Below are 24,820 nucleotides of genomic sequence, written 5' to 3' on the forward strand. Positions count from 1 at the left end.
GGTTACGCGACGCGGACCTGGTCCCGTCACCGGAGGCCGCCGCAGGATGGGCAGGCGGCCTGGTCGACCGAGGTACGCCACCGGGGGCGGACCGCCCATCCTTCCACCCCGGACACCGCCGCGGCCCCCGGGGTCCCTACCCGGTGGTAGGCCGTGCTCGGCTGTCGGCGGCCCGCGATAGCGTCCCGCACCGACGCCGAAGCCGGAGAGGGGAGCACCGATGGGCTGCCGAGGAGTGCACTTCGCGCTGACCGAGGAGCAGGCCGCACGCCTGCTCGCCGCCGCGGACGACGAGGCGGTGCTCGCCGAGGTCGCCGGGATCGAGGAGGCCTGGGACACCAACCACCTCGCCGAGACCGACAAGGCGTGGGACGCCATCCACCGCTGCCTCGCCGACGGCACGCTGTCGTACGACGGCGGCGACTACCCGCTCTCGCACGCCGTCCTCGGCGGCCTGCCGCTGTACGGCGGCGACGACTACGTCGTCGTCCTCACCACCCCGCAGGAGGTCGCCGACGTCGCCGCGGCCCTCGCCGGGATCGACGAGCCCCGGCTGCGCGAGCGCTTCTTCGCGCTCGACCCGGAGGACTACGACGGCGCCCGCGACGAGGAGGACTTCGGCTACACCCGCCACTGGTTCGGCGAACTGCGCGCCTTCTTCGCACGCGCCGCCGCCGACGGGCGGGGCGCGGTGTTCACCGTCAGCCAGTGACCGGCCCGGCGGGACCACCGCGCGCCGCTCGTTGGCGCGCCGACGGGTGGCGGGTCATGGTGAAGGAGGCGGTCGGCCGGCGTTCACCCGGTGATCATCCGGGCCGTGCCACGTGGTGGGGCGCAGTTCCGGCCCGGGCGCGAGAGTGCGGAGGTTCTCGGTCGACGGACCGGTACCCCTGTCGAAAGGTCTGTTGTGAAGCGCACCGCCCGGTTCACGGCCGCCACCGCCACCGCGCCGGCCGCCGCCATGGTGCTGACCGGGGGCACGGCCTCCGCGCACGACCGGTCGGGCGGCCCGCGGGCCGAACGGGACTCCTACGGGACCAGGGCGCCGTACCTCCCGCAGGGGCGGCCGGGCCGCTACCAGCCGGTGCCGAAGGGCTACACCGCGGTGTTCACCGAGAACGTCGCCCGGCACGGCTCCCGGGCCATGACCGACGGCAAGGACGGCGACGCGGTGCTCGCGGTGCTGGCCGAGGCCCGGGACCGCGGCGGCCTGACCGACCTCGGCCGCAGGCTCACCCCACAGGTCCGGTCGCTGCTGGCCGCCGCCGCCGGGATCGGCTACGGCAACCTGTCCGGCCTGGGCGCCCAGGAGCACCGGCAGACCGCCCTGCGGCTGGAGCAGCGGCTGCCCGGGCTGTTCGACACCATCGCCGCCACGGGCGAGCCGATCGTGGTGGAGACCTCCGGAGCGGCCCGCGCGACCGCCAGCGCCAACGCCTTCACCGCGGGCCTGACGGCCGGCCGGCCCGAACTGGCCGGCCTGATCGGAGCACCCGTCACCGACAAGGACCTGCTCTACTTCCACAAGCAACCGCAGAACGCCGACTACCAGGCGTACCTGGCGAAGGACCAGGACCTCGCCGCCGTGCTCGCGGCCGTCGACGGCATGCCGCGCACCGCCGAGGCCGCCCGGCACACCGTCGGCCGCCTCTTCCGCGCCGACTTCGCCGCCACGCTGACCGCCGACCGGCGGATCGCCTTCGCCCGCTCGCTGTACGCCCTGTACAGCGCCGCGCCGGACCTCGCCGTGGAGGCGCCGGACGTCGACCTCGACCCGTTCCTGGCCGACCGCGACGCCCAGTGGTTCGGCTACCTCGACGACGCCGAGGAGTTCTACCAGAAGGGCCCCGCCTTCAGCGGCCGCACCGTCACCTACCGGATGGCGGGCGTCCTGCTCGCCGACCTGTTCGCCCAGGCCGAGGCCCGGGCCGCCGGCACCGGCCGCAACGGTGCGGTGCTGCGCTTCACCCACGCCGAGGAGATCGAGCCGCTCGCCGTCCTGCTCGGCCTGCCCGGCAGCACCGAGCCCGCCGAGGCCGACGAGCCCTACAGCTACCGGAACAACCCCTGGCGGGGCGCCGAGGTCTCGCCGATGGCCGCCAACATCCAGTGGGACCTGTACGCGGGCACCACGGCCGGGGGCGCACCGAGCCACCTCGTCCGGATGTTCTACAACGAGAAGGAGACCGCCTTCCCGGCGTTCTGCAAGCCCGTCGCCAAGGGCAGCCACTTCTACGAGCTCGGCGAGCTGGAGCGCTGTTTCGGCCGCGCCTGACGGACGGATCCGCACGGCCCGCCCCCGCTCCGTCCTGCCGGGGCGGGGGCGGGCCGTGCGGTCGCTCAGCGGCCCGGGGCGCTCGTCGGCGGCCCGTCCAGCACCCGGAAGGAGATGCCCGCGGCGACCAGCCGGTCGATCAGCGGCCGGCCCATCGCCACCGCCGTGGTCAGCTGCCCCGCCACCGGCGGCAGGTCGTCGTAGGCCAGGCAGAGCGCCGACTCGGCGAGCATCTTCGCCGTCTCCTGGTAGCCCGGGTCGCCGCCCGACACCTCGGTGAAGACCGTCCGGCCGCCCTCCGCGCGCGCCACGAACCGGACGGCGAACCAGGACCGCGCCCGCTGCTCCGCGCTCGGCCCCTCGCCCGGGCTGCGCAACCGACCCAGCGCCCGGCGCAGCACCGGCAGCTGGGCGGCCACGGCGACCGCCGCCACCGCGGCGACCCCGCCGAGGGCGATCGGCAGCCGCCGCACCGCCGCGTAGTGCGCGTAGCCGAAGTCCGGGCCGTACTCGTCCAGCGCGGCGGCCGAGCGGGCCACCACCTGCGGGTCGATCGCGGGCATCGGCACCGCCCAGGCCCGCGCGGCCCGCGACCGGTGCGGCCGGCCGGCCGGCGTGCGCACCAGCCGTCCCTTCGGCCGCGGCTCGACCGCGCGGCGCGCCCGGGCGGCCTGCGCCATCGCCCGCGGCCGGGAGAAGGCCGTCATCGCCGAGGCGAAGGTGCCGCCGGAGATGGTGCCGCCGGCGCGGACGAAGCCCTCCACCGAGAGCCGGGCCGCCGGGCCGCCGCGGCGCAGCAGCTCCTCGACGGTGAACAGCACACCGAGGTCGTGCGGCACCGAGTCGAAGCCGCAGGCGTGCACCAGCCGCGCCCCGCTGGCCACCGCCCGCTCGTGGTGCCGCAGGTACATCCGGTCGACGAACTCCGGCTCGCCGGTGAGGTCCACGTAGTCCGTGCCCTGCTCGGCGCAGGCCGCCACCAGCGGCTCGCCGTACCGCAGGTACGGGCCGACCGTGGACACCACCACCCGGGCGGAGGCGGCCACCTCGCGCAGCGCCGCGCGGTCCGCGGCGTCCGCGACCAGCAGCGGGAGGTCCGCGCAGCGCGGGTCGATCTCCGCCAGCCGCGTCCGGACGGCGGCGAGCCTGCGCTCGTCCCGCCCGGCGAGCGCCCAGCGGCAGTCCCGGGGCGCGGCCCGGGCCAGGTACTCGGCGGTGAGCCCGCCGGTGAACCCGGTGGCACCGAACAGGACGAGGTCGTACGGGCGCGGCGCGGCCATCAACAGTCCCTACTCGCGGGTAATCGACTGCGCCACGCTAGGAGCCCGTCGTGGCACTGTCAACGACCGGGACGCGGCGGCCGCGCGCTCAGTGGGCGATGCCGTCGATGAGCTCCTGGGCGCCCTGCCGCTTCAGGGCGAGGGCGGTCGAGGTGCCGAGGTCCTCCGGGCCGAGTGCGCCGGCCCACTCGTGGGCGTCCAGCACTCGCTTGCCGTCCGGCGAGAACACCCGGCCGCGCATGGAGAGCCGCCCGTCGTCCTCGGCCCGCGCGTAGCCGGCGATCGGCGCGTTGCAGTGGCCCTGCAGCACGTGCAGGAACATCCGCTCCGCGGCCGCCTCGCGCCACGTCCGCGGGTCGTTGAGACCGGTCACGGTGTCGACCGTGGCGGTGTCGTCCTCGCGGCACTGCAGGACGAGGATGCCGGCGCCGATCGGCGGGCACATCGCCGCCACGTCCAGCACCTCGCTGATCCGGTCGGCGAGGCCGATCCGCTCCAGGCCGGAGACGGCCAGCAGCAGCGCGTCCGCCTCACCGGCGTCCAGCTTCGCCAGCCGGCTGTTGGCGTTGCCGCGCATCGGCACGCACACCAGGTGCGGGTGCGAGGCGGCCAGCTGGGCGACCCGCCGCACCGAGGAGGTGCCGATCCGGGTGCCGGCCGGGAGCTCGTCCAGCGTCAGTCCGCCCGGGTGCACCAGGGCGTCGCGGATGTCGTCGCGCGCCAGGTGGGCGGCGAACACCGTGCCCGCCGGCAGCGGCCGGTCGGCCGGGACGTCCTTCAGGCAGTGCACCGCCAGGTCCGCCTCGCCGGCCAGCAGCGCGGCGTCGACCTCCTTGGTGAAGGCGCCCTTGCCGCCGAGCGCGGCCAGGTCGCCCGTCCAGCGGTCGCCGGAGGTGGTGACCGGCACGACCTCCGTCCGGATCCCCGGGTGCAGCACGGCGAGTTCGGCGCGGACGCGCTCGACCTGGGCGAGGGCCATCGGTGACGAACGGGTGACGATGCGCAGCGGTTCGGCCATGGGGAGATGATAGGCCGTCACTCGTCCCCGCCCGGACCGCGGCCCGCCGCACCGGCCGGCACCGGCGGGCCCGTTCCGCCCGCCCAGCCCAGCAGCAGGACGGCCGCGACGGCGGCCAGCGCGCACCAGGTCGAGGCGAAGGCGAGGCGCCACACCAGGGCGCACACCACCGCGCCCGCGCCCAGGACGAGGCCGAGCCGCCGCAGCGCGGCGTCCCCGCTCAGCAGCAGCGCACCGACGGTGGCCAGCAGGTATCCGGCGGTCAGCAGCGGAGCCGCGGGCACGCCGACCGCGTACGCCAGCGTGTGGTGGCGGACTTCGGCCGACACCGGGCGGCGCAGCACCGCCACCGCGAGCGGGACGGCGACCACCGCGCCCAGCACGGCGAGCGCGCCCGACGTCCGCCGCCGCGGGTGGCCCGGCCCCGCCGCGCACCACACCCCGAAGGGCACCAGCAGCACCAGCAGCGGCAACGCGATCAGGGCCCACACCGTGCGGGCGGCCAGGGCCGGTCCGGGCCCGATCCGGCCGTCCGCGCCGAGCCAGACCGCCGCCTCCACCAGCTGGTGCACCCCGAGCAGCAGCGGCAGTGCGGCCAGCGGCACCCGCCGCGGATCGCGCACCCGCAGCAGGCAGACCGTGCCGAGCCCGGCGACCACCGCCCCGGCGGCCGCGTCCGCCTCCGCACTCCAGCACATCCGGCCTCCTCGCGAAGGGCCGCCGAGGGTCGCCGAGGCGGGGCTCAGCGTCCGTGCCGACGGGCCGGGGCGTCCGCGAGGGTGTTCCAGAACATCAGCTCGTACGCCTGCAGCAACTGCCCGTACTCGCGGCCCGCGCCGATCCGTCCCCCGTCCGGGGACAGCGCCTCCAGCACCGCCACCGCCGCGTCCTCCGCGGCCGGTGCCGGGCGGGCGAAGAAGTCGAAGAAGGCGCAGTCGGTGTCGTCGAAGCCGTAGTGGCGGCGCAGGCCCGTCGCCACGGCCGCGCAGTAGCCGCCCCAGGCGGCGAAGTTGGCGGTGAGGGCGAGCACCACCCCGGCCGGGTCGCCGTTCAGCGCGAGCCAGGCCAGGTAGGCGGGGTACGCCTGGCAGCCGGGCAGCGGCTTGCGGGCCGCGGCCTCGCGCGGCGACAGCCCGCAGCGGGCGGCGAAGGCCTCGAGCATCCGCAGCGCCTCGCCCTCGCCGTCGGCCAGGCCGGCGAAGTACGCGCCGCCGGGGTCGTCCGCGCAGCGGGCGGCCAGCACCAGCAGGCTCCGCCGGTCGCTCCCGATGATCCGGTACTGCTGGGCGGCGAGCTCCGCCAGAACGGTCAGCGGGGCGGTGCCCGCCGCGATCTCGGGGACGAGGCGGTTCTCCCGTTCGCCCGGGGCGAGCTCCCGGCGGACGTCCTCCAGCACCTGGCGCGGTTTGCGGCTCATGCTCGGCCTCCTCCACTGTCGTCGGCCTGCCCGACGCGCTCCCGTCTGCCCGGGCCGCCGCGCCCCACACGGACGTCCGCGGACCGGTCGCCCCGGCCAGCGTAGGCAGCCCGGGCCCGATCGGGCGGGTTCCCGGCCCGGCGTGGCGGCATCGGGGCACCGGTCGGCGTAGCCCGCGAACCCTGGGAGCGCTCCCAGTATGGGCAGTCGATCACCCTGCGATCCTTCATTAGTCGTACAGGTCAGGCCACCGTTTCCAGCCGGAGTGGCGGTTTGCGGCCCAATCCTTCATGTATTGAAGTCTGTTGGTCGTATTGACGGCTGATCCGCCACTGGCTTTGATGAGGGCGACTCCGGCGCACAGCCCCGTCCACTGTGGGAGCGCTCCCGAAATGATGGGGTGCCGGCATCGGCACTCTCGTACCACGGACCGCCCCCACCCGCCGCGCGCCCGACCGCCGACTTCCCCCGGCGGCGGCGCCCGGACAGCCTCCAGAGAGGAACGAGACCCATGCGCCTTCAGCTGCGCCGGCGCCTCACCCGCCGGCTCGGCCGCGGTGCCGCAGCCCTCGCCGCGGTCACCGCGGTCGTCGCCGCCCCGACCGGCCTTCAGGCCGCGCACGCCGACACCCCCGCCGCCCCGGCCGCCACCGCCTCCGCGGGCGCCGGGTACTGGCACACCAGCGGCCGGCAGATCCTGGACGAGGCCGGCCAGCCCGTCCGGATCGCCGGCATCAACTGGTTCGGCTTCGAGACCGGCAACTACGTGGCGCACGGCCTGTGGAGCCGCGACTACAAGAGCATGATCGACCAGATGAGGTCGCTCGGCTACAACACCATCCGGCTGCCGTACAGCGACGACGTCTTCAAGGGCACCCAGCCCGCCAGCATCAACACCTCCGGCGGCATGAACGCCGACCTGGTCGGGCTCAACTCCCTCCAGGTGATGGACAAGCTGGTCAACTACGCCGGTACGGCCGGCCTCAAGGTGATCCTCGACCGGCACCGCCCGGACTCCGGCGGCCAGTCGGCCCTCTGGTACACCGCCGCCGTCCCGGAGTCGACCTGGCTCGCCAACCTCAAGTCGATCGCCGCCCGCTACGCCGGCAACTCCGCCGTGGTCGGCATCGACCTGCACAACGAGCCGCACGACCCGGCCTGCTGGGGCTGCGGCGACACCGCCACCGACTGGCGGCTGGCCGCCCAGCGCGGCGGCGAGGCCGTCCTCTCGGCCAACTCCAAGCTGCTGATCTTCGTCGAGGGCGTGCAGACCTTCAACGGCAGCTCCACCTGGTGGGGCGGCAACCTGCAGGGCGCCGGCCAGTACCCCGTCCAACTCAGCGTCGCCAACCGGGTGGTGTACTCGGCCCACGACTACGCGACCAGCGTCGCCCAGCAGCCGTGGTTCTCCGACCCGGCCTTCCCGGCCAACATGCCCGGGGTCTGGGACAAGAACTGGGGCTACCTCTTCAAGCAGAACATCGCCCCGGTCTGGGTCGGCGAGTTCGGCACCACCCTGCAGTCCACCGTCGACCAGCAGTGGCTGAAGGCCCTGGTGCAGTACCTGCGGCCCACCGCCCAGTACGGCGCCGACAGCTTCGGCTGGACGTTCTGGTCGTGGAACCCCAACTCCGGTGACACCGGCGGCATCCTGAACGACGACTGGACGACCGTCAACACCGTCAAGGACGGCTACCTCGCCGACATCAAGGCACCCGGCTTCGGCGGCGGCGGGGGCGGAGGCGGCGACACCACCGCACCGACCGTGCCGGCCGGGCTCACCGTCACCGGCACCACGGCGAGCAGCGTCTCGCTCTCCTGGACGGCCGCCACCGACGACACCGCCGTGACCGGCTACGACGTCTACCGCGGCAGCACCAAGGTCGGCAGCAGCACCACCACCGCCTACACCGACGGCGGACTGACCGCCGCCACCGCCTACAGCTACACCGTGCGGGCCAAGGACGCGGCCGGGAACGTCTCCGCCGCCTCGACCACCGTCACCGCCACCACGGCCGGCTCCGGCGGCAACGCCGGCTGCAGCGCGGCGCTCACCCTGAACGACTGGGGCGCCGGCCTGACCGCCAACGTGACCGTCACCAACACCGGCACCGCCGCCACCAAGGGCTGGAAGGTCGTCTGGCAGTGGCCCACCGGCCTCAAGGTCACCAGCAGCTGGAGCGCGGACGTCCAGCAGAACGGGCAGAGCGTCAGCGCCGCCAACCTCTCCTACAACGGGGTGATCGCCCCGGCCGGCTCCACCACCTTCGGCGTCCAGGCCACCCGCACCGACAGCGGGGCCGTCGCCACCGCCGTCCCGACCTGCACCGCCACCTCCTGACCCGTGGCGCGGACCGGTGACCTGACCCCCGTTCCGCGCCCGGCCACGACACCGCCGCCCAGGAGCCCGCACTCCCGGGCGGCGGTGTCACCCCATGCCCGCACGGGCACCGGGCCACGCGGTCGGCGATGCTCGGCGGCCCTGCGTTCGACACCGGCCGGGAACCGGCCGCTCACGCCGTCGCCGTGCGCGACCACGGTCGCGGGTCGTCGAGCGTGGCCACGGCGACGACCTCGACGAGTACGCCAACGACCTCTAACCGAGGGACCAGCGCACGACATCGGCGCCTTCGACGGTGAGCCAGCTGCCGTCACCCGCGGAGACGACGGTCCGGGGCCGGGTCGGCACGGGAGGACGGTCCCGCATCCCCACCGCTCCGCGACCGGCTCGTACGGTCGCCGGATCGGTCACCGGGAAAGACGGTTGACGGCGCACGGGAGCCGCCGCTTGGCTGCCGTCATGAGTGATCTCCACATCCGGCCGGTGGACGACGAGGCCTCGATCGAGGCCTGGCGGCACGTCCACAACGTGATCATCCCGACCGCACCGCTCTCGCTCGACGAGGTGCGACGGAACGCGGACCGCTACCACCTGGAGGTCGCCCGCCTCGACGGCGAACCCGTGGGATGCTCGACCGTCCGCCCGCCGACCGCGGAGGAACCGGCCGCGACCGTGATCGCCCGGGTCCTGCCGGAGTACCGCGGCCGGGGCATCGGGACGGCGATCCACCGCCGGTGCCTCGAACGGGCCCGCGCGACGGGCGCCGAGCGGATCGAGACGATCGTCCTGGCGTCCAACACCGAGGGCGTCGCCTTCGCCCTGGCGCAGGGCTTCGTCCAGGTCGAGGAGTACCTGCTGCCCGGCGACACGGTGCCCTTCCTCACGCTGCGCCTGCCCTGAACCGGGTGGCGGCCCGCCGACATGGCGCTGCGCACGGGTGAACGCGGAACGGCACGGCGGCCGGGGAGCCGCCGTGCCGTCCGCCGTGCCGGTGGCGGGGGATCAACCCGCCGTGCAGGCAGCCACCTTGGGGGCGGTGGTGTTGCCGTTGGACGCCACCGTGAAGCCGAAGCTGGTCGACGCGCCGGCGGCCAGGTTGCCGTTGCCGTTGGGCTTCATCGTCATGACGTTGCCGCTGCTGTCCCAGCTCGGTGAACCGTTCCAGGTGGCTGACACCTTCTGCGGCGGGGTGACGGTCACCGTGACCGTCCAGGAGGTGATCGCGGTGCTGCCCGCCGTCACCGTCACCTGCCCGTTGAAGCCGCCGTTCCAGCTCTGCGTGAGGCTGTAGGTGGCCGTGCAGGAGCCCGAGCCCGTACCGCCTCCGCCGTCCCCGCCGCCCGAGCCCGAACCGCCGAGCGCGGTCAGCACCGCGGTGTACGCGGCCTTCTTGCCGTAGTTGCCGTCGAACAGCAGCGGGGTGCCGCTGCTGCGCCACGAGTACTTGTCGGTGATGCCCCACACCGTGATGCCGGTGCACCGGGTGACGGCCAGGCAGGCGTTGACCACGTTGGTGTAGTTGGCGGCCTGCGCCGAGCCGGAACCCTCGATGTCGAGTTCGGTGATCTGCACGTCCACGCCGAGGTCGGCGAAGCGCTGCAGGTTGGCCCGGTAGTCGCTCGGCACCGGCGAGGCGCTGTTGAAGTGCGACTGGAAGCCCACGCAGTCGATCGGCACGCCGCGCTGCTTGAAGTCCTTCACCATCGCGTAGACCGCGTTGCTCTTCGCGTTCTGCCCGTCGGTGTTGTAGTCGTTGTAGCAGAGCTTGGCGTTGGGGTCGACGGAGCGGGCGGTGCGGAACGCCTCCTCGATGTACCCGTTGCCGAGCTTGTCCTGGAAGGGCGAGCTGCGCCGGGCGCCGCTGCCGCCGTCCTGGAAGGCCTCGTTGACGACGTCCCAGGCGTAGATCTTGCCCTTGTAGTGCGTCATCACCTGGGTGATGTGGTTGTTCATCGCGGTGCGCAGGTCGGTGGCGGACAGGCCGCCGACCCAGCCGGGAAGCTGGGAGTACCAGACCAGCGTGTGGCCGCGGACCTTCATGTTCTTGCCCTGCGCGTGGGCGACGATCTGGTCGGCGGACGCGAAGTTGAACGAGTTGCGGGTGGCCTCGACGGCGTCCCACTTCATCTCGTTCTCCGGGGTGACCGCGGTGAACTCGGTGTCCAGGGTGCTGGCGTAGGCGGACTCGCCGAGGTGGCCCGCGGCCACGGCGGTGCCGAAGTAGCGGCCCTTGGCGGCGGCGGACGCGCCGAGCGTGCTCGCGGCGTCGGCGGTGCCGGCCGCACCGGCCAGGCCCGCCGCGGCGAGCACACCGGCCGTGCCGGCCAGCAGCACGCGGCGGAGCAGCCCCGGGGCACCGGGGGAGCGGTGGATCATCGACAACCTCTTCTTCCGTCGGCCGGACGGCCGTGGGGCCCGTCCGGACAGGCTGGGTGGGACCTGTTGCGGTGCTGTGCGTCCGCCACGCGGCCAGCGGCGGGAGGTCGATCGCCGACGAGTATGTCCCTGTTGTCGAATGCCGGTCAATACCGTGTTTCGAATTGACTGGCGAAAGTTTCCATCGGTGGATGACGGGCTTCTTGGCGTGCTGGCGAAGGTGTCTGACGGAATGCCAGGTCGTAGTTCTGGCCGAGTGCGGCCAGGAGCGGCGTTTCCAGCTTCGAAAACTTTCGCCCGTGTGTGGACATGCAGAAGGGCCGGGCGCCGCAGCGGTGCTGTGGGGCGTGCGGCGCCCGGCGGGCGGCCCGGCGGGTGGGGTCCGGGGCCGCCGATGGGGGGTGGTCAGCGGTGCGTGCCGGCCGGCAGGCCGAAGGCCAGCGCGGGTGAGGCGTTGGCGGCCAGGGTGTGGGCCTGGGCGGGCCACCACGCGCCGGCGGCCGGGTCGGCGGCGCCGTACTCGGGGTCGGTGCCGCCGGTGGTGCCGCGGGTGCAACTGCCGTCGGACTCGCCCGGCACCTTGACCCAGAGGAAGGCGTCCAACAGCGGCGTGCCGGTGTCGGCGGTCGGGCGGGTGCCGAGGCCGCGGCCCGGCGGGTTGCACCAGGTCTGGGGGTCCGGGTAGGTCGCGGTGGGCGTCCACGGGCCCTGCCCGTTGCGGCTGCTGTCGACCACGAAGTGCGGCAGCTTCGCGTCGGCGGGGACGTGCGCGGTGTACCAGGCGTCCGCGTCGGCCTGCGGCCAGTACTGGTTGGCGCAGTCGTCGGCGACCGCGCCCGGGGTGTGCGAGAGGTACCAGCTGCACTTGGCGACCTGGGTGCCGTAGCGGATCAGGTCGGCGTCGCGCTGGTAGTTGGAGACGTTGAGGAAGAAGCCCTGGGCGCGCTCGACGCCGCCGTCCACCAGCAGCTTCGCCATGGTGCCGGTGGACTGCCAGGCGCTGTGGCCGGCGTCCAGGTAGACGGCCGCGTGCGGCTGCTCGGCGAGGCGGTCGACGGCGCCGTTGATCTCGGCGAGCCGGTCGGCCTGCTGCCGGGCGGTGCCGCCGCAGTAGGCGGGGCTCAGGGCGAGGCCGTCCGGCTCCAGGACCACCACCGTGCGGCGGTCGCCGATGCCCCGGGCGAGGCCGTCGACCCAGGCCGCGTACTCGGCGGAGTTGGAGGCGCCGCCGGCGGAGTACTGCGAGCAGTCCCGGCCGGGCACGTTGTACGCCACCACCACCGGGGTCTGATGCTGCCGCGCGGCCTTGGCCTGCAGCTGCGCCATCGCGGTGGTGGTCTCCTGCGGGGTCGCGGTGCCGTTGAACCACTGGGCCACCGGGTACGAGCCCATCTTCGCCATGGCGAGCGCGTTGTCCCAGTCGCCCGCCCTGAGGTCGGCGGCGGCCTGGTGCAGGGCCTTGCTGTCGAGGTCGACGTAGAAGCTGGTGCCGGGGCCGGGTGCCCGGCCCGCGGCCCGGTCGCCGCCGGGGGCGGCGGGCGCGGCGGATGCGCTGGCGGGCAGGCAGCAGACCGCGGCGGCGGCGACGGCGGCGCTCGCGGCCGCGATTCGACGGCGTGGGCGGGACACGTGCGGCTCCTAGGGGCTGGCGTACGGGCTGCGCAGGGCGAGGGTGCGGGCGGCTCGTGGGAGCGCTCCCAAGCGCGAGGGAAGTTCTAGTCGCACCCGCCCGCCGCGTCAAGGCTCCGCGCAGGACGGGCGGTTGGGCGCCTGGCCGACATGCGTGCGGGGCTCCGGGCGCTGTCGGGGTGCCGCGGCCGGGTCGTTCACTCCGCTGAATCCGCTGCCGGGCCTGCGGGCGGCGCGGAGGCGCACTGCGATCAATGCTCCCCTGCGTGAAGGGCGTTGACGTGTTGTCGGCTCCGCGTCCACGGTCTGGCCATGGATGAAACCATCGTTCATCGATGTGAACGTCGATGGTTGACTTCGGGGTCGCCCCCGGCCGCCCGGCACCGGCCGGATCCGGCGCCGGAACGGCAGGACGCCGGCGGACCCGGGAGCGTCCCGGGGCCGCCGGCGTCGGTGCGCCTGCGGTGCCGCTGTTACTTGATCTTCAGGACCTGGCCCGGCTTGATGAGGTTCGGGTCCTGGCCGATGGTGCCCTCGTTGCCGTCGTAGACCTGCTTCCAGCCGCCGAGCTTGTTCTTGTCGGAGATGTCGGAGAGCGTGTCGCCGGCCGCCACCGTGTACGTGTCGGGCTGCGCGGCGGGCGTGGTGGCCTGCGGGGCCGGGGTGGCCGTGGTGGCGGCCGGGTCGGCGGTGGTGCCCGGGCCGGTGGTGGCCGGCGCGGTGGTGCTCGGGGCGGGCGTGCCGGGGGTGGTGGCCGGCGCGCTGGTCGTGCCGGGGGTGACCGGCTGGCCCGTGATCGGGTCGATGACCGGGGGCGCGGCGTCCGGTGCGGCGGTGCCCGGGGCGGGCATGCCGGGGGCCGTGGTGGTGCCCGGCACCGGGGCGGTCGTGGTGCCGGTCGGGTCGGGGGTGACCGGGAGGCCCGTGATCGGGTCGATGGTCGGAGGCGTGGTGGCGTTGCCCTGCGCGGTGGGCGAGGCCGGCGCGGTGGTGGCCTGGCCCGGCGCCGTGGACTGGCTCTGGGCGGTCGGGGCCGTCGGGCCGGTGTAGTAGTCGTAGATCTCCTGGCTGGTCGTCCAGTACCACTGACCGTCCACCAGGTACCAGTAGACGCCGCTGGCGTCCCGGCCCTGCATGCCGGTGAAGACCGGCGCCGAGGCGCCGCGGTCGGTCGGCGCGGTGGTGGCGGTCGGCGCCGTCGAGCCCTGGTCGCCCCGGGAGTTCTGGTCGACCGTCTCCGGCTTGCCCTCGCCGGTGAGGCCCGCGGACTTGCCGCAGTTTCCCCAGGCCTTCGCGCCGCGGTCCTCGAGGACGCGCTCGGCGACGGCGATCTGCTCCTCCTTGGTGGCCCGGTCGGGCGTGGAGGCGAACTTGTCGCCGCCGTAGGCGACCCAGGTGCGCAGGTCGAGCTGGAGGCCGCCGTACTCGCCGTTGCCGACGCTCTTGCCCCAGTTGCCCGCGCTGGCGCACTGGGCCACCGCGTCCCAGGTGGTGACCGGGGCGGCGTGGGCGCCCGTCGCGGTGAGCAGCGGGATCGCCAGACCCGCACCTGCCACACCTGCGGCCGCGACGGCGCGCTCGGTCTGGGTGGGGCGGCGGTGACGGCCCGAGCCGATGAAACCCATCGAGTTCCCTCTCCGCACGCCTGCGAGGTGAGCTGTCGGGTTCGGACCGGGAGGTGGCCCGGCCGCACTGAGGCGGCTTCACCCCTAGCCGTGTGGGGGCGGCGTCGAAACTGGGTCCCCCGTCCCTGCCCAGGGTCTGGTCGGTGACCCGGTCGACGCGGTGGGCAGGGTTCGGCGTGCCGCGCCTCGGGCGCCCGTGCTGTCGGGCTGAGGTGGACATTAGAGGGATCATCACTGCGATAACAAGCCAGCATCCCGAACATCACACAATCATCACGAGTGCTTCGGTGCCGCATGCGTGCATTTCGGCCGCACGCCGCCCCGCGCGCCACCGCCGGCCCGGGCCGCGCCGCAGGTCGCGGGGGGCGGCAGCGGCCCTGACGTGTCCGCGGCGGCGCGGATCGGACGAATTCCGTGGAAATTCCCTGGGAAATTCCCGGTGGCATTTCCGTGCGGCAGGGCGGCGAAGTCGGCCGAAAATGCACGCATGCGGGGCTCGGCGGGTCCGCCGCCGGGCCCCGCCGGGACGATCACGGCACGAACCGAGGGGCCGGAGCGGGCCGAAACGGAAGGTTCGGGTCCGCCGGGCGCCCGCGGCGGCCGTCCGTTCGTGTCGGAACGGGGATCGCGCGGCGGGTGTCCGCTCAGCCCTCCGCGGGCCAGCAGGCCCGCACGTCGGCGGCCTCCGCCGCGGTCAGCGGCCGGTGGCCGAACACGACGTCGTCCTCGTCGAAGGACCACTCGGCGTACATCAGCAGCACCGACCGGCCGTCGCCCTCCCACAGCACCGCCCGGCGGCCCAGATCGCCCTGGGCGGACCACTCCACGTACCGCAGCGCACCGCGGCGGACGCTGCAGCGGTCCACGGAGGCGCCCTCCGGCGGGAACAGGCCCGCGACCGAACCGGCCGAGGACGGCACCCAGCGCTCCCGCACCTCCGTCAGCCGCACCACCTCCTCGACCGCGACGCGCACCCAGGCACCGCCCGGACGGACGTCGGCCACCGCCAGCGGGGTGCAGCGGACCAGGGCGTGCTCGGGCAGCCCGTCCGGGTCGTCGGGCACCCCGTTCAGCGCCGTCGCGGCCGGGGCGAACAGGCACCAGAACGGCCCCTCGACGAGCAGCGGGCCGTCCAGCCCGAGCATCCGCTCCTCGCCGGCCACCGGCATCCGGTCGGTCTGCACGACGCCCCGCCCCTCGTACGGCGACTCGGCGCAGTCGGGATCGGGCCAGCGGGCGAGGGCGGTTCCGGCGGCCGCCGCCCACGCGGGCGCGGGCGAGGCGGACCAGGCGCGGCGCGGCGCACAGCCGCAACCGGCGCCCGCCACGGAGACGATGAGGGTCATGCCCGCATGGTGGCAAACCGGCCGGAGCCGGCGCCCCGGGGGGCGCCCCACCGCCCCGGCCGCGGGGCCGTACGGGCCGTCAGGCCGCCTCGGCGGCGGGCGCCGGCGCGGGAACGGGCCGCTCGGCGGCCGGCCGGCCGCGCAGACCGGCGAGGACGGCGAGGGCGGCGAGCAGCACCGGCACGGCGACCACCCGGAGCCCGGTGGCCATGCCCGCGGTGAACTCGGCCGGGCCGTGGGCCGCGCCGGTACGGGAGGCGAGCACCGTGCCGACCACGGCCACGCCGAGCGCCGCACCCAGCTCCCGGGCCGCGGTGTTCAGTCCGGCACCCAGCCCGGCCTGCCCGGGCGGGAGTTCGGAGACCACGGCGTGGGTCAGGCCCGGGGCGGACAGCCCCATGCCGGCCGAGAGCAGCAGCAGCCACAGCGCGTACACCGGGTACGGGGTGCCCGGGCCCGCGGTGGAGACGCCCAGCAGCCCGGCGCCGATCAGCGCCAGCCCGCCGCCGGCCACCCACCGCACCCCGTGCCGGGCCTGCAGCCGCCCGGCGAACCGCGGCACCAGCGCCATGCCGACGGTCAGCGGCACGATGGCGAAGCCGGTCCGGGCCGGCGAGTAGCCCTTGGCGTACTGCAGGAACTGCGAGTTGACGAAGAACAGCGCGAACAGGCCGAAGAACGAGGCCGCCGTGCCCAGCACCGCGGCCCGCAGCCGCCGCGAACGGAACACCCGTGGGTCGACCAGCGGCCGCCGCGTCACCAGGCCGTACCGGGTGAAGACCGCCAACAGGGCGGCGCCGAGCGCGAATCCGACCAGCACGGGCACCGAGAGCCAGCCGTGCGAAGGGCCCTCGATGATGCCGTACAGCACGGCGGCGGTGCCGGCGACGAGCAGGGCCGAGCCGGTGGGGTCGAGGGCGGCGGCGTGCCGCGGCAGCTCGGGGACGGTGCGCAGCACCGCCGCCGCGAGCAGGACGGACAGCGGCACCATCGCCCAGAACAGCGCCTGCCAGGGCAGGAACTGCGCGGTCAGGCCGCCGCCGACGTTGCCGGCCAGCCCGCCGAGCCCGACCGCGAGGGTCCACGAGGCGAGGGCCTGGACACGCCGCTCGGGGCCGGCCAGGTGGACGAGGACCGCCATGGTGGCGGGCATGACGAGGGCGGCACCGGCGCCGGAGACCGCGCGGCCCGCGATCAGTGCGGCCACCGAGCCGAGCGAGCCGCCCGCGGCGCTCAGGCAGGCGCCGGAGGCGAACAGCGCGAGGCCGACGAGCAGCGCCCGCCGCCGCCCCCACCGGTCGCCGCAGGCGCCGGCCGGGATCAGCAGGCCGGCGAAGACGATGACGTAGGCGTCGACCGTCCACAGCAGGGCGCCGGGGGAGGGGTGCAGGGCGGAGGCCGCGAGCTGGGGGATCATCAGGTTGATCGCGGCGACCATGCTCTGGGCGACGAGCACGCAGGCGCACATCGCGAAGAGGGTGGACCGGCGGAGGGCCGGTGGGGCGTTTTCGGACATGGCGGACGGGCTCCTTCCGGAGCAGAGGCGTCTGGGTTCCCGTCCACGCTAGGCGGATGCTTGGATTGCTTCCAGTGCATGTTTCGCAAGAGAGGAGTGCGTCCAGTGCAATCCGGAATGGACCTCAACCTGCTGGTGGCGCTGGACGTCCTGCTGGAGGAGTGCAGCGTCTCCGGGGCGGCGGCCCGGCTGCACCTCTCCGAGCCGGCGATGAGCCGCACCCTGGGCAGGATCCGCAAGGCCCTCGGCGACCCCGTGCTCGTCCGGGCCGGCCGCTCGATGGTGCCGACCCCGCACGCGCTGGCCCTCCACCCGGAGGTCCGGGCGGTCGTGGAGCGCGCCCGCGGACTGTTCAGCGCCGCCGGGCAGGTCGACCTGCGCACCCTCGAGCGGACGTTCACCGTGCTCGCGCACGACGCCTTCGCCGCCGCGCACGCCGCCGCACTGTTCGCCCGCACCGCGGCGCAGGCGCCCGGCGTCCGCCTGCGGTTCCTCGGCGAGAGCCACGTGGACGCGCCCGCCCTGCGCGAGGGCACCGCCGACCTGGAGGTCGGGGTGATCGACACCACCGCTCCCGAGGTGCGGGTGGAACAGCTCTACGAGGACCGGATGCTGGCCGTCGTCCGGCCCGGCCACCCGCTGCTCGACGGGCCGCCGACCCCGGAACGGTTCGCGGCCGGCCGGCACCTCGGCGTCTCCCGCCGAGGCCGCCTGCACGGACCGATCGACACCGCACTCGCCGAACTCGGCCTCTCCCGCACGGTGGTGGGCACCGTGGCGACCTACCCGGCGGCACTCTTCGTGCTCCGGAGCACCGACCTGGTCGGCCTCACCACCACGCGCAGCCGGGGCCTCGCCGAGGCGCTCGGACTGGTGACGGTCGACATCCCGCTCGACCTGCCGGCCCTGCCGTTCGGCCTGGCCTGGCACCCGCGGCACGACGCCGACCCGGCGCACGCGTGGCTGCGGGGGTGCATCCGCGAGCGCCTGGCCGGCGAGGGGCTCTGAGCCGGCCGGGATGTGTCCGCGAGCCGTATCCGAATCGGGTGGGTCGAGCCCGCGGGCGTGGTGGTCAGGCGGGGAGCGGGGGGACGTCCTCGGGGGTGATGGCGTGGTCGGCGGGGGTGACGGGGGAGGGGAGTTCGTCGCGGCCGGTGAGGTAGCGGTGGACGGCGGCCGCGACCGCGCGGCCCTCGGCGATGGCCCAGACGACCAGGGACTGGCCGCGGCCGGCGTCGCCCGCGACGAAGACGCCGTCCGGCCCGGCGGCGAAGCGGTCGTCCCGGGCCAGGTTGCCGCGGGTGTCCAGGCCGAGGCCCAACTGCTGCGCCAGGCCGGTGTCGTGCTCGGGGCCGGCGAAGCCGAGGGCGAGCAGCACCAGGTCGGCGGGGAGGGCGTGCTCGGTGCCGGGCACCGGGGCCCGGCCGCCCGGTTCGGTGTCGGCGAAGCGGACGGCCGAGACCTGTCCGCGGGCGTCGGCGTCGAAGCGGACGGTGGCCGAGGCGTAGGCCCGGATGTCCGGGTCGGGCAGGTCGGGCGGGCGGAGCTCGGCCGCCTCCTCGTGCGAGGTGGTGGCCCGGTGGACCTTGGGGTGGACGGGCCAGGGCTGCGTCTGCGGACGGTCCTCGGGCGGGCGCGGGTGGATGTCCAACTGTCTTACGTCCAGGGCCTCCTGGCGGAGCGCGGTGCCGACGCAGTCGGCGGCGGTGTCGCCGCCGCCGATCACCACCACGTGCCGCCCGTGGGCGTCGACCGGGGACCGGTCGAGGTCGCCCGCGACCACCCGGTTGGCCAGCGGCAGGTACTCCATGGCCTGGTGGATGCCGGTGGATTCCCGCCCCGGTACCGGGAGTTCGCGCCAGGCGGTGGCGCCGACGGCGATCACCACGGCGTCGCAGCCGGCCCGCAGTTCGTCCGCCGGCAGGTCCCGGCCGACGGCCACGCCGGTGCAAAACCGCGTTCCCTCGGCGCGCAGTTGCTCGATCCGGCGGTCGAGCCGGTGCTTCTCCAGCCGGAAGTCCGGGATGCCGTAGCGCAGCAACCCGCCGGGCCGGTCGGTGCGTTCGTAGACGGTGACGGTGTGGCCGGCCCGGGTGAGCTGCTGGGCGGCGGCCAGCCCGGCGGGGCCCGATCCGACCACCGCGACGGTGCGCCCGGTGCGGCGCTCCGGCGGCCGCGGCGGCTCCAGCCCGTGTTCCCAGGCATGGTCGGCGATGGCGAGTTCGACGTTCTTGATGGTCACCGCGTCGGCGTTGATGGCCAGCACGCAGGCGCTCTCGCAGGGGGCGGGGCAGAGCCGGCCGGTGAACTCCGGGAAGTTGTTGGTGGCGCCGAGGCGCTCCACCGCGTCGCGCCAGTCGTCCGCGGAGACCAGCCGGTTCCACTCGGGGACGAGGTTGCCGAGCGGGCAGGCCTGGTGGCAGAACGGCAGCCCGCAGTCCATGCACCGGGCCGCCTGGCCGCTGATGATCGGGAGCAGCGCGCGCCGCTGGTAGACCTCCTCCCAGTCGTGCACCCGGGCCGCCACCGCCCGGCGGGCGCGGAGCAGCCGGGGCGTGTTCAGGAACGCCTTGGGGTCGGCCATGGTCGGCCTCCAGCGGTGCGGTTCGCCGCCGGGCGTCAGGGCGGGGAGGGCCGGGCAAGAGGGGTGCACAGGAGCGGGGGCGCGGGGCCGGGGGAGCACGGGTCGGCAGTCGCAGCCGGGCGGGCGGGCGTACGGCGCCGTGTGGCCACCGTACGCCCGCCCGCCCGGCTTGGACAGTGGGCGGTGCCCCGCTCAGCGGGCCGCCGGCACCTGCTCGCCGACCGGCTCGGCCGGGCTGTCCGACGGGTCGATCCGGGCCGGCCACCAGGCACGCGGCCCGAGGTCGTGGACGAGTGCCGGGACGAGCAGCGAGCGGACCAGCAGGGTGTCCAGCAGGACGCCGAAGGCGACGATGAAGGCGATCTGCACCAGGAAGGCCAGCGGGATCACCCCGAGCGCGGCGAAGGTCGCGGCCAGCACCACGCCGGCCGAGGTGATCACCCCGCCGGTCGCGGTGAGCGCCCGCAGCACGCCCTCCCGGGTGCCGTGCCGCAGCGACTCCTCGCGGGCGCGGGTCATCAGGAAGATGTTGTAGTCCACGCCCAGCGCGACCAGGAACACGTAGCCGTACAGCGGGACGGACGGGTCGGTGGCCGGGAAGCCGAACACGTGCGGGAAGACGACCGCACAGACCCCGAGCACCGCCAGGTAGGAGAGCGCGACGGTCGCCGCCAGCAGCAGCGGCGCCACCAGCGAGCGCAGCAGCACGATCAGGACCAGCAGGATGCAGACCAGCACCACCGGCACGATCACCGTGCGGTCCCGGGAGGCCGTCGCCCGGGTGTCCTCCTGCTGGGCGGTGTAGCCGCCGACCAGGGCGTCGGCGCCGTCCACCGCGTGCACCGCGGTGCGCAGCCGCAGCACGGTGGAGACCGCGGCGTCGCCGTCCGCCGGGTCGGCGAGCGTGGCGTCCAGCCGGACGAGGCCGTCGACCGCCTTGGCCGGGCCGCCGGGTGCTCCGCCGGTGAAGGCGGCGACCGCGCTCACCCCGGGCACCGCGCGGGCGGCGGCCGCGACCGCGTCCGCCCGGTCGGCCTTCGCGACGATCACCGCGGGGTTGCCGGAGCCGCCGGGGAAGTGCGCGGAGAGCACCCGCTGCGCGACCACGCTGGGCTGCTCCTTGACGAACAGGTCGGTCTGGGCGACGCCGCGGGCGTCCAGCGCGGGCGCGAAGGCCGCGCAGGCCAGCAGCACGGCCAGGGCCGAGGCCCAGACGGCCCGGGGCCGCCGCCCGACCAGGGCGGCCACCCGACGCCAGACGCCGTGCACCGGGGCGCTGCCGTCCGCCGGCGGGCGGGCCGGCCAGTAGGCGGCGCGACCGCAGAGCACCAGGGCGGCCGGCAGGAAGGTCAGCGCCGACACCACCGCGCAGCCGATGCCGATCGCGCCGACCGGGCCGAGCGCCCGGTTGTTCGTCAGGTCGGAGAGCAGTAGCACCAGCAGGCCCAGGGCCACGGTCAGCCCGGAGGCGACGATCGGCTCGGCCGAGCGCCGCCAGGCCGTCCGCATGGCCGCGAACCGGTCCGCGTGCAGCGGGAGCTCCTCACGGAACCGGGCGGAGAGCAGCAGCGCGTAGTCGGTCGCGGCGCCGATCACCAGGATCGACAGCAGGCCCTGGATCTGCCCGTCCACCCGGACGACGCCGTGCTGCGCCAGCACGTACACCAGGGCGCAGGCGACGCCGAGGGCGAAGACCGCGCCGACGATCACCAGCAGCGGCAGCAGCAGGCTGCGGTAGACGGCGAGCAGGATCACCAGCACCACGCCGAGGGCCACGCCCAGCAGCAGGCCGTCGATGCCGGCGAAGGCGCCGCCGAGGTCGGCGGCGATGGCGGCCGGGCCGGCCAGCGCGACGGTGGTGCCGGGCACCGGGGCGACCCGTTCGCGGACGGCGTCCACGCTGTCCACGGTCTGCCGGCCGAGGTCGGAGCGGAGCGCCACCACGCCCTGCAGGGCGCGTCCGTCCTTCGAGGGCAGGGCGGGGGAGACCTGGCCGGTGGCGCCCGGCACCGTGGCGGCGGCGCGCAGCGCCCGGTCGGCGGCGGTGCGCTGCTCGGCGGTGACCGAGCCGTCGCGCGCCTCCCAGACGACGATCACCGGGAGGCTGCCCTGGGCCTGGAAGCCCTTCTCCAGGGCGGCGACCCGGGTGGACTCGGCGCTCTGCGGCAGGAAGGCGGCCCGGTCGTTGGTGGACACCTCGGTGAGGCGGCCCGCGAAGGAGCCGAAGGCGCCGCCTAGGGCGAGCCAGGCGAGCACGAGGGCCAGCGGGATCAGGAACCGGATACGGCGAGGTGGCACGACTGGTCCTCCGGATGGGTCGACGGTCGGCGCGATGATATCTCAATCATCGAAAGACTTGACCATTGAGATAATCGGACGAGGTGCCCGGTGTCTTCGAAGGCCCTCGCGGATCGGATTGGAGTGCGAGGGCGGGGTCGGGGTGCGCGGGCCCCGGCGCGAGCGGCGGAGCACGCCCTAGGCTGGTGGCCGCCCGAGCCCGAGCGGTCCGTCCGCCGGCCGTCGACCGACCGAGAGGTGACCCTTGTCCGACCAGGAGCCGACCCCCGAGGCGCCCCGGCCGCCCGACAGCAGGGCCTTCGGCACCCTCCTGCAAGGGCTCGCCTCCGAGATGAACCTGCTCGGCCACGACTTCGCCGCCGCGCAGGGCCTGCACGCCACCGACGTCCAGGCGCTGCTCGCGATCATGCGCGGCTCCGCCGGCGTCACCCCCGGCCCGGTCACCCCGAGCCGGCTGCGCGAGGAGCTCGCCCTCACCTCCGGCGCGGTGACCGCCGTGCTCGACCGGCTGGAGCGCGCCGGCCACATCCACCGCAGCCGCGACGCCGCCGACCGCCGCCAGGTCCAGGTGCACTACAACCCCGGTGCGAGCCGGATGGCCGCCGCCTGGTTCGCCCCCGTCGCCGCCTGCACCGACGAGGTCGCCGCCGGGTTCAGCCCGGACGAGCTGCGCACCGTCGCCCGTTTCCTCGGCCGGATGACCACCGGCCTGGAGGAACTGCGCCGCACCCGCCGCGAGGACGCGCAGGGCGTCCAGGCCCCCCGCGGCGGGGCGCGGACCGGTCCGGATTCGGAACCTCCGAGTTCGCATATGACGAACCGTAACGGGTAATGCACTCCCAGTGATTGACGGCGTCCGCCCAAAACGCGGCGGACCGGCACACCGGGAGACGGCGATGGCAACGGTCTTCAGCGCGGACTTCACGTCGACACGGCAGTGGGTGGCGGGGCGCAGCAGCGCCTACCCCCGGATGGGGCCCACCAACAGGAGCGACCACAAGCTCGACCACCTCGTCCCCGATTACTGCCCGGGTGGCGTCTTCGCCGCGACCCGCCGGCCCGGCAGCGACCTGTGGAACTGCAACCTGCTCACCACCGAGGGCAGCCCGGACGGCTTCCAGCTGCGGTCCGGCGACGTGATGCTCGCCCGGGTCACCCTGCCCACCGCCCTCGGCGCCTGGCCCGCCATCTGGACCTGGCGGGACGGCGGCAACGAGATCGACGTCTTCGAGTACCACCCCGACAACCCCGACCTGCTGGAGGTCTCCAACCACGTCCGCGGCGGCTACCGCTACTGGCACGGCGGAGCGGCCGGCATAGCCCCCGGCGCCACCGTCGAGCTCCGCACCGTCTTCGGCCGCACCTCCGTCGACTGGTACGCCAACGGTGCCGCCGTCTACTCCGACCGCCGGGGCGTGGGCTCCACCTGGCACGCCCACCTGATCGTCAACCTCTCCGTCTCCGACGGCACCTACCACCCGCGCCCGCCCGTCGGCGGCCCCTCCCGGCTCAGCTGGACCTGCCACAGCCTGGTCGTCGAACGCTAACCGCACGCCCCGCCCGCCCCCGGCCGAGCCGCACCGGCACGGCCGAACGGACCACCACCACCCGCCGACCGGGCGAGCGGCACCCCGCCGCGAGTGACCGGGGCGCCCGCCGGCCGTTGGGCCGGGCATGAAGAAGACCTTCACCTCCGCGGCCCTCACCGCCGCCCTCCTCGCCCCGGCGGCCGTCCTGGCCCCGGCCGCCCCCGCAGCCGCCGACACCACCGACAGCCTCGTCGGGGCGATCATCGCCGCCGACGACTGGAACTTCTCCGCCGCCGCGGTCTGCCTCCAGGAACTCGCCGTCGTCCCCGTCGGCGCGGCCTGGACGGGCACCACCGCCAACAGCTGCACCGACGGGAACGTCGTCAACGACCCCCGGCCCATCAACGGCTGAACCGCTCCGGCCCCGGGCGCCCCGGGGCACCGCACCCGGCCCTCCGCCCCGCCGGGCGGGGGCCGCTGACACCCCGTCCGGCCCGCCCCGCCCGCTCCCGGCCATCACCCGAACGGCCGTACCTGGCCGCCTCGGCGCCGGTGGCCCACCCTGGAAGGGACGGCCGCACCCCGCGGGGACACCCGCCGGGCGACGGCCGGCCGGCGACGGGAGGACGTGATGACCGCGACGAAGACCAGGAGAGTCCTGGTGGCCTACGGCAGCAAGCACGGCGCCACCGCCGGGATCGCCGCCGAGATCGGACTCACCCTCCGGCAGGACGGCTTCGACGCCGCCGTCCTCCCGGCCGGCGAGGTCCGCGACGTCTCCGGGTACGACGCCGTCATCCTCGGCGGCTCGCTCTACGCCGGCCACTGGCACCGCGACGCGCTGCGCTGCGCCCACCGCAACGCCGAGGCCCTCACCGAGCGGCCGGTCTGGCTGTTCAGCAGCGGCCCGGTCGACGGCTCCGCCGAGCAGGAGGACCTGCTGCCCGTCCCCGGCGCCGCCCGCGAGATGGAACGCCTGCACGCCCGCGGCCACGTCACCTTCGGCGGCCGGGTCACCTCCGACACCCCCGGCCTGCTCGCCCGCCTGATGGTCCGCCGCGGCACCAGCGGCGACTACCGCAACGCCGAGCAGATCCGGGCCTGGACCCACCGGGTCGCCGGGGAACTCCGCCGAGCCGCCTGAGACCGGCCCGCGGGTCGGGACCTGCGGGCCCCGACCCGGGCCGATCGGCCCAAGCGTCCGGCCGCCCCGGCCGCGCACGATGGTGGTGGGCGATCCGCCTGCGATCCGTCCGTGACCGGCGGAGGAGGCCGTGATGATGTACTGGAACGGCCATGGCATGAACGGCTGGGGCTTCGGCTTCATGACCGTCGGCATGGTGCTCTTCTGGGCCCTGCTCGTCCTCGGCATCGTGGTCCTGGTCCGCCACCTGGGCCGCACCGGACCACCGCCCCCCGGCCCGCCCGCCCCGCCGCCCGCGGACCCCGGACGGCCCCGTACCGACCCCGAGCAGCTGCTCGCCGAACGCTTCGCCCGCGGCGAGATCGACGCCGAGGAGTACCGGCACCGGCTGGAGACGCTCCGCACCGCAGGCGGACCCGGCAGCGGCTGACCGCCGCCGGGC

Annotated in this window: 21 protein-coding genes and 1 riboswitch; of the genes, 10 read left to right on the forward strand and 11 right to left on the reverse strand. The window is 75.1% G+C overall.

The genetic code is table 11. The features are described 5' to 3' along the window. The first annotated feature begins 220 nt into the window (after positions 1 to 220). Both AB0O09_RS00230 and AB0O09_RS00235 read left to right on the forward strand, forming a co-directional pair. Positions 221 to 712: a DUF1877 family protein gene (locus tag AB0O09_RS00230; RefSeq protein ID WP_363538593.1), complete on the forward strand. Its 492-nt coding sequence runs from the start codon at positions 221 to 223 to the stop codon at positions 710 to 712. 195 nt (positions 713 to 907) lie between these two features. Next, the gene (locus AB0O09_RS00235; protein WP_363538595.1) at positions 908 to 2,275 is read left to right on the forward strand and encodes a histidine-type phosphatase; all 1,368 of its coding nucleotides are present in this window, start codon (positions 908 to 910) and stop codon (positions 2,273 to 2,275) included. 65 nt (positions 2,276 to 2,340) lie between these two features. Here the strand turns inward: AB0O09_RS00235 and AB0O09_RS00240 are convergent, their stop codons facing one another. From AB0O09_RS00240 to AB0O09_RS00255, 4 genes are all read right to left on the reverse strand, one after another. Then, complete coding sequence (locus AB0O09_RS00240; protein WP_363538597.1) at positions 2,341 to 3,555, reverse strand: saccharopine dehydrogenase NADP-binding domain-containing protein; 1,215 nt, start codon at positions 3,553 to 3,555, stop codon at positions 2,341 to 2,343. 88 nt (positions 3,556 to 3,643) lie between these two features. Beyond that, the gene (hemC, locus tag AB0O09_RS00245; protein ID WP_363538599.1) at positions 3,644 to 4,573 is read right to left on the reverse strand and encodes a hydroxymethylbilane synthase; all 930 of its coding nucleotides are present in this window, start codon (positions 4,571 to 4,573) and stop codon (positions 3,644 to 3,646) included. Between the two features lie 17 nt (positions 4,574 to 4,590). After that, positions 4,591 to 5,271 (reverse strand): DUF6629 family protein, encoded by a 681-nt coding sequence (locus AB0O09_RS00250; protein ID WP_363538601.1) that lies wholly within the window; start codon positions 5,269 to 5,271, stop codon positions 4,591 to 4,593. Between the two features lie 44 nt (positions 5,272 to 5,315). Further along, positions 5,316 to 5,990 (reverse strand): transcriptional regulator, encoded by a 675-nt coding sequence (locus AB0O09_RS00255; RefSeq protein WP_363538603.1) that lies wholly within the window; start codon positions 5,988 to 5,990, stop codon positions 5,316 to 5,318. A gap of 511 nt (positions 5,991 to 6,501) precedes the next feature. Here AB0O09_RS00255 and AB0O09_RS00260 point away from each other — a divergent pair. Both AB0O09_RS00260 and AB0O09_RS00265 read left to right on the forward strand, forming a co-directional pair. Then, positions 6,502 to 8,331, forward strand: coding sequence for a cellulase family glycosylhydrolase (locus AB0O09_RS00260; RefSeq protein ID WP_363538605.1), 1,830 nt, complete (start codon positions 6,502 to 6,504; stop codon positions 8,329 to 8,331). 459 nt (positions 8,332 to 8,790) lie between these two features. After that, on the forward strand, positions 8,791 to 9,231 hold the full coding sequence (locus AB0O09_RS00265) for a GNAT family N-acetyltransferase (protein ID WP_363538607.1): 441 nt from the start codon (positions 8,791 to 8,793) through the stop codon (positions 9,229 to 9,231). Positions 9,232 to 9,333: 102 nt separating this feature from the next. On the opposite strand, the gene AB0O09_RS00270 is transcribed toward AB0O09_RS00265, so the two are convergent. From AB0O09_RS00270 to AB0O09_RS00290, 5 genes are all read right to left on the reverse strand, one after another. After that, the gene (locus tag AB0O09_RS00270; protein WP_363538609.1) at positions 9,334 to 10,707 is read right to left on the reverse strand and encodes an endo-1,4-beta-xylanase; all 1,374 of its coding nucleotides are present in this window, start codon (positions 10,705 to 10,707) and stop codon (positions 9,334 to 9,336) included. 405 nt (positions 10,708 to 11,112) lie between these two features. Beyond that, complete coding sequence (locus AB0O09_RS00275; protein ID WP_363538611.1) at positions 11,113 to 12,336, reverse strand: glycoside hydrolase family 6 protein; 1,224 nt, start codon at positions 12,334 to 12,336, stop codon at positions 11,113 to 11,115. Between the two features lie 473 nt (positions 12,337 to 12,809). Further along, the gene (locus tag AB0O09_RS00280; RefSeq protein ID WP_363538613.1) at positions 12,810 to 13,961 is read right to left on the reverse strand and encodes a transglycosylase family protein; all 1,152 of its coding nucleotides are present in this window, start codon (positions 13,959 to 13,961) and stop codon (positions 12,810 to 12,812) included. 1 nt (position 13,962) lies between these two features. Next, positions 13,963 to 14,113: riboswitch (cyclic di-AMP (ydaO/yuaA leader) on the reverse strand. Positions 14,114 to 14,605: 492 nt separating this feature from the next. After that, positions 14,606 to 15,307 (reverse strand): hypothetical protein, encoded by a 702-nt coding sequence (locus AB0O09_RS00285; RefSeq protein ID WP_363538615.1) that lies wholly within the window; start codon positions 15,305 to 15,307, stop codon positions 14,606 to 14,608. A gap of 79 nt (positions 15,308 to 15,386) precedes the next feature. Continuing rightward, positions 15,387 to 16,823: an MFS transporter gene (locus AB0O09_RS00290; RefSeq protein ID WP_363538617.1), complete on the reverse strand. Its 1,437-nt coding sequence runs from the start codon at positions 16,821 to 16,823 to the stop codon at positions 15,387 to 15,389. Positions 16,824 to 16,919: 96 nt separating this feature from the next. Here AB0O09_RS00290 and AB0O09_RS00295 point away from each other — a divergent pair, with 96 nt between their 5' ends. Continuing rightward, positions 16,920 to 17,831 carry a LysR family transcriptional regulator gene (locus AB0O09_RS00295; RefSeq protein WP_363538619.1) on the forward strand — a complete coding sequence of 304 codons (912 nt, stop codon included), beginning with the start codon at positions 16,920 to 16,922 and terminating at the stop codon, positions 17,829 to 17,831. A gap of 64 nt (positions 17,832 to 17,895) precedes the next feature. Here the strand turns inward: AB0O09_RS00295 and AB0O09_RS00300 are convergent, their stop codons facing one another. Both AB0O09_RS00300 and AB0O09_RS00305 read right to left on the reverse strand, forming a co-directional pair. Beyond that, on the reverse strand, positions 17,896 to 19,407 hold the full coding sequence (locus AB0O09_RS00300) for a glutamate synthase subunit beta (protein ID WP_363538621.1): 1,512 nt from the start codon (positions 19,405 to 19,407) through the stop codon (positions 17,896 to 17,898). Between the two features lie 192 nt (positions 19,408 to 19,599). Next, positions 19,600 to 21,705, reverse strand: a complete 2,106-nt coding sequence (locus AB0O09_RS00305) for an MMPL family transporter (RefSeq protein ID WP_363538623.1) — start codon at positions 21,703 to 21,705, stop codon at positions 19,600 to 19,602. A gap of 244 nt (positions 21,706 to 21,949) precedes the next feature. Here AB0O09_RS00305 and AB0O09_RS00310 point away from each other — a divergent pair, with 244 nt between their 5' ends. The 5 genes from AB0O09_RS00310 (at position 21,950) to AB0O09_RS00330 (ending at position 24,808) form a co-directional block, all read left to right on the forward strand. Next, on the forward strand, positions 21,950 to 22,537 hold the full coding sequence (locus AB0O09_RS00310; protein WP_363538625.1) for a MarR family winged helix-turn-helix transcriptional regulator: 588 nt from the start codon (positions 21,950 to 21,952) through the stop codon (positions 22,535 to 22,537). 64 nt (positions 22,538 to 22,601) lie between these two features. After that, a complete protein-coding gene (locus AB0O09_RS00315; RefSeq protein WP_363538627.1) occupies positions 22,602 to 23,252 on the forward strand; it encodes a beta-glucanase in 651 nt (216 codons plus the stop codon). Between the two features lie 127 nt (positions 23,253 to 23,379). Continuing rightward, positions 23,380 to 23,646, forward strand: a complete 267-nt coding sequence (locus tag AB0O09_RS00320) for a hypothetical protein (RefSeq protein ID WP_363538629.1) — start codon at positions 23,380 to 23,382, stop codon at positions 23,644 to 23,646. Positions 23,647 to 23,865: 219 nt separating this feature from the next. Continuing rightward, positions 23,866 to 24,378, forward strand: a complete 513-nt coding sequence (locus tag AB0O09_RS00325; protein WP_363538631.1) for a flavodoxin domain-containing protein — start codon at positions 23,866 to 23,868, stop codon at positions 24,376 to 24,378. A 133-nt stretch (positions 24,379 to 24,511) separates the two neighbouring features. Beyond that, a complete protein-coding gene (locus AB0O09_RS00330) occupies positions 24,512 to 24,808 on the forward strand; it encodes an SHOCT domain-containing protein (RefSeq protein WP_363538633.1) in 297 nt (98 codons plus the stop codon). Positions 24,809 to 24,820: the final 12 nt, after the last annotated feature.

This window comes from Kitasatospora sp. NPDC093679, assembly GCF_040683455.1.
GTDB classification, from domain to species: domain Bacteria; phylum Actinomycetota; class Actinomycetes; order Streptomycetales; family Streptomycetaceae; genus Kitasatospora; species Kitasatospora arboriphila.